Raw genomic sequence first — 247 nt, forward strand, 5'->3', positions numbered from 1 at the left:
TCCTCAGGAAGCTGAGGCTTTTTTACGCCGCTGTTCTGGCCGCTTTGCTCAACCGCTCAATCGCTGTCGAATACCAGCCGTGAGGGCAAGCGCCGTCCAAAACGAATTATTCAGACCCGACGAAGTACCATTGATTTCCCTTCTTCGTCTGGTGCATTTCCGGCTCCCGTGTACCAGAGCCGTTCTTCGTCGAAGTGGGTGCGGAAATCAAGGTAGCGTCGACCGCCGACCCCACCTTCAGCATCAA

At 55.5% G+C, this 247-nt stretch carries 1 pseudogene; it reads right to left on the minus strand.

What is annotated here, in order from left to right:
- Nucleotides 1-121 precede the first annotated feature (121 nt).
- Nucleotides 122-247 (minus strand): annotated as a pseudogene (locus tag AB4Y34_RS42530) (IS5/IS1182 family transposase); the annotation flags it as partial.

Source organism: Paraburkholderia sp. BR10954 (genome assembly GCF_040965775.1).
Classification (GTDB): Bacteria; Pseudomonadota; Gammaproteobacteria; order Burkholderiales; family Burkholderiaceae; genus Paraburkholderia; species Paraburkholderia youngii.